Raw genomic sequence first — 3604 nt, 5'->3', positions numbered from 1 at the left:
CCCCGCGCTGGTCGCGGTGAGGTCGACGCGCACCCGCCGGTCGTCGAGCTTGGCGGCGACCTTGGCGCCGACCTCGATGAGGGCGCCGGTGTCGTCGTTGGGCACGACGACCGGCTTGGTGAAGCGGACGCCGTACTCGACGACGGCGGCGGGGTCGCCGGCCCAGTCGGTGACGACGCGGATGGCCTCGGCCATGGTGAACATGCCGTGGGCGATGACGTCGGGGAGGCCGACCCCGACGGCGAACTTCTCGTTCCAGTGGATGGGGTTGAAGTCCCCGGAGGCGCCGGCGTACCGGACGAGCGTGGCGCGGGTCACGGGGAAGCTCCGCGCGGGGAGCTCGGTGCCGACCTCGACGTCGTCGTAGGCGATCTTCGCGGTCATGGTCAGGCCTCCTCGGGGGCGCGGGAGACGAGCTTGGTCCAGGCGGTGACGACGTGCTCGCCGGAGGCGTCGTGGACCTCGCCGCGGATGTCCAGGATGTCGTTGCCGGCGAGGGACTTGATCGCCTCGATGGTGGAGGTGACGGTGAGGCGGTCGCCGGCGCGTACGGGACGGGTGTAGGCGAACTTCTGGTCGCCGTGGACGACCCGGCTGTAGTCGAGGCCCAGCTGGGGGTCCTCGATGACCTGTCCGGCGGCCTTGAACGTGATGGCGAACACAAAAGTGGGCGGGGCGATCACATCGGGGTGACCGAACGCCTTGGCGGCCTCGGTGTCGGTGTAGGCGGGATTGGCGTCGCCGATGGCCTCGGCGAATTCGCGGATCTTTTCCCGGCCGACCTCGTAGGGCGCGGTGGGCGGATAGGTCCGGCCCACGAAGGACTGGTCGAGCGCCATGGACTCGATACCTCCTGCTGGATCTGTTGCGTCAAACGCCACGAGGCCGCCCCCAGTGGGGACGGCCTCGTGAACGAGCCTGGATTATCGCGTCTCGCGGTGCGCGGTGTGCGAGTTGCAGCGGGGGCAGTGCTTCTTCATCTCAAGACGGTCCGGGTTGTTACGCCGGTTCTTCTTGGTGATGTAGTTCCGCTCCTTGCACTCCACGCAGGCCAGCGTGATCTTCGGGCGGACGTCGGTGGCAGCCACGTGAGTGCTCCTTGACGGACGGATGGACGGATGAACGCATAGAAGAGTAGCCGATCGAAGGACCGACCCCACAATCGGCTACTGTGTGTAGCGGTGACCGGACTTGAACCGGTGACACAGCGATTATGAGCCGCTTGCTCTACCGACTGAGCTACACCGCTTTGATGATCGGGGTCCCGCCCGAAGGCGGGTCCTTCTCACCAGAGCCCCAATACGGAATCGAACCGTAGACCTTCTCCTTACCATGGAGACGCTCTGCCGACTGAGCTATTGGGGCGAGCGAGGAAGACATTACACGGTCCTCCGCCCATCACCCAAATCCGTTTCCCGGCGGCCTTCGGGCGGGGTCCGTCCGGCGCCCCGTACGCCACTCGTGGCCTCATCGGTACGACTATTGCGCTCCTCCTCGAAGGCGGCTGCGGGCGCCCCTAGGCTCTGCCCCACGCTGCGTGATCTTGATCTTGGTGACCCAGTCGCGAGCCCCGGAGGAGCCCGATGTCTGCCGACAGCAAGCAGCCCCAGCCGCCCGACGACGGGGCCGCGACGACCGCCGAGGCGGGCTCACTGCTGCTGGCCAACGCGCGGCTCGCCGACGGCAGGACGGTGGACGTGCGGCTGGTACGGGGCCGGATCGAGGCCGTCGGAACGGCCGGCAGCCTTCCCGCGCCCGGGGCCCGCGTCGACCTGGCCGGCTATCTGCTCCTGCCGGCCCCCGCCGAGCCCCACGCCCACGCCGACACGGCGCTCACCGCCGACGCCCCGGGCCCCGTCTCGTACGCCCCCGAGGAGGTGCGGCGGCGCGCCACCGAGGCCGCGCTGCTCCAGCTCGGACACGGGGCGACGGCGCTGCGCGCGCACGTGCGGATCGGGGACGTGCACGGGCTCGGGCCGCTGGAGGCGGCACTGCAGGCCCGGCGTTCACTGCGCGGTCTGGCCGACCTGACGGCGGTCGCGGTGCCCCGGCTGCTCACCGGCGCGGCGGGGGCGGACGGGCTGGCGCTGCTGCGGGACGCGGTGCGGATGGGCGCGGGGGTGGTCGGCGGCTGCCCGGACCTGGACCCGGACCCCATCGGGTACGCGGAGGCGGTCCTGGAGCTGGCCGCCGAGCACGGCCGCCCGGTGGACCTGCACACCGACGGGGACGACCCGGCGCGGCTCGCCCGGCTCGCGGTGATGGCCGGCGGGCTGCGGCCGGGGGTGTCGATCGGGCCGTGCGCGGGGCTCGCGCGGCTGCCGGCGGACGTCGCGGCGAGGGTGGCGGACCAGCTGGCGGCGGCCGGGGTGACGGTGGTGTGCCTGCCGCAGGGCGGCTGCGGCGGTACGGAGCGGCGGGGGACCGCGCCGGTGCGGCTGCTGCGGTCGGCCGGGGTGCGGGTGGCCGCGGGCGGCGGTGCGCTGCGGGACGTGGCGAACCCGGTGGGGCGCGGGGACCCGCTGGAGGCGGCCTATCTGCTGGCGTCGCTGGGCGGGCTGTCGCCCGGGGAGGCGTACGGGGCGGTGAGCGCGCAGGCGCGGGTGGCGATGGGGCTGCCGGAGGTGCGGGTGGAGGCGGGCTTCCCGGCGGAGCTCCTGGCGGTGCGGGGCGAGCGGCTCGCGGGGGCGCTGTCGCTCGCGTACAGCCGGATCGTGGTGCACCGGGGGCGGGTGGTGGCGCGGACCAGCGCGGTGCGGGAGTACTGCGACTCGGCGGCGGCGCTGGACCTGCCGAGACAGGCCCGTCCGGAGCGGCCCGACCGTCCGGACCGCACGGACCGTCCCGGGCCGGGAGGCCCCGGGGCGCGCTGAGTCGTACGGTCGTGGGTATGCGCATCGTCATTGCTGGTGGACACGGACAGATCGCCCTGCGCCTGGAGCGGCTGCTCTCGTCGGGCGGACACGAGGTGGCGGGCCTGATCCGCCGCCCCGAGCAGGCCGGGGACCTGCGGGACGCGGGCGCGGAGCCCGTGGTGCTGGACCTGGAGTCGGCGTCGGTGGAGGAGGTGGCGGCGGTCCTGGAGGGCGCGGACGCGGTCGTCTTCGCGGCGGGCGCTGGCCCGGGCAGCGGCGCGGACCGCAAGGACACGGTGGACCGGGGAGCGGCGGTCCTCTTCGCGGACGCGGCGGAACGGGCGGGCGTACGGCGGTACGTGGTCGTCTCGTCGATGGGCGCCGACGCGCACCGGCCGGGCGACGAGGTCTTCGACGTCTACCTGCGGGCCAAGGGCGCCGCGGACGACGACATCCGCTCCCGCCCGAACCTGGAGTGGACGATCCTGCGGCCGGGCTCCCTGACGAACGACGCGGGCACGGGTCTGGTCCGCCTGGGCGCCCACACGGGCGGCGGCCCGGTCCCCCGCGACGACGTGGCGGCGGTCCTGGCCGAACTCCTCGACACCCCGGCGACCGCGGGCCTGACCCTGGAACTGATCTCCGGCTCGATCCCGGTCTCGGTGGCGGTCAAGGACGTGGCGGGCAACTGACGCTCCGCCCGCTCGTCCCCGGACACGCGAGGAGGTCTCCGGTGCGCGCACCGGAGA

At 73.3% G+C, this 3604-nt stretch carries 5 protein-coding genes and 2 tRNA genes; 2 read left to right on the top strand and 5 right to left on the bottom strand.

Annotated features, from left to right (window positions below):
* The 5 genes from RIF68_RS30915 to RIF68_RS30895 form a co-directional block, all read right to left on the bottom strand.
* Positions 1 to 384 (bottom strand): MaoC family dehydratase (locus RIF68_RS30915; protein WP_309054576.1); only part of this gene is annotated, 384 nt, incomplete at its 3' end.
* Positions 385 to 386: 2 nt separating this feature from the next.
* Complete coding sequence (locus tag RIF68_RS30910; protein WP_309054575.1) at positions 387 to 839, bottom strand: MaoC family dehydratase N-terminal domain-containing protein; 453 nt, start codon at positions 837 to 839, stop codon at positions 387 to 389.
* Positions 840 to 923: 84 nt separating this feature from the next.
* Complete coding sequence (gene rpmG / locus RIF68_RS30905; RefSeq protein ID WP_003956487.1) at positions 924 to 1088, bottom strand: 50S ribosomal protein L33; 165 nt, start codon at positions 1086 to 1088, stop codon at positions 924 to 926.
* An 88-nt stretch (positions 1089 to 1176) separates the two neighbouring features.
* Positions 1177 to 1249: transfer RNA gene (locus RIF68_RS30900), tRNA-Met, on the bottom strand.
* Positions 1250 to 1292: 43 nt separating this feature from the next.
* Positions 1293 to 1365: transfer RNA gene (locus RIF68_RS30895), tRNA-Thr, on the bottom strand.
* 218 nt (positions 1366 to 1583) lie between these two features.
* Between RIF68_RS30895 and RIF68_RS30890 the strand changes: the two genes are divergently transcribed.
* Both RIF68_RS30890 and RIF68_RS30885 read left to right on the top strand, forming a co-directional pair.
* Positions 1584 to 2873, top strand: coding sequence for an amidohydrolase family protein (locus RIF68_RS30890; protein WP_309054574.1), 1290 nt, complete (start codon positions 1584 to 1586; stop codon positions 2871 to 2873).
* 17 nt (positions 2874 to 2890) lie between these two features.
* Positions 2891 to 3547 carry an SDR family oxidoreductase gene (locus tag RIF68_RS30885; protein WP_309054573.1) on the top strand — a complete coding sequence of 219 codons (657 nt, stop codon included), beginning with the start codon at positions 2891 to 2893 and terminating at the stop codon, positions 3545 to 3547.
* Positions 3548 to 3604: the final 57 nt, after the last annotated feature.

The sequence above is a fragment of the Streptomyces sp. genome (assembly GCF_031178505.1).
Lineage (GTDB): Bacteria > Actinomycetota > Actinomycetes > Streptomycetales > Streptomycetaceae > Streptomyces > Streptomyces gulbargensis.
Note: the sequence above shows the minus strand (reverse complement) of the source record. Positions and strands in the feature narration are given on the sequence as shown.

Coding starts and splice junctions, on each gene's coding strand:
- RIF68_RS30890 (WP_309054574.1), top strand. CDS start 1,584: ATGTCTGCCGACAGCAAGCAGCCCCAGCCGCCCGACGACGGGGCCGCG.
- RIF68_RS30910 (WP_309054575.1), bottom strand. CDS start 839: ATGGCGCTCGACCAGTCCTTCGTGGGCCGGACCTATCCGCCCACCGCG.
- RIF68_RS30885 (WP_309054573.1), top strand. CDS start 2,891: ATGCGCATCGTCATTGCTGGTGGACACGGACAGATCGCCCTGCGCCTG.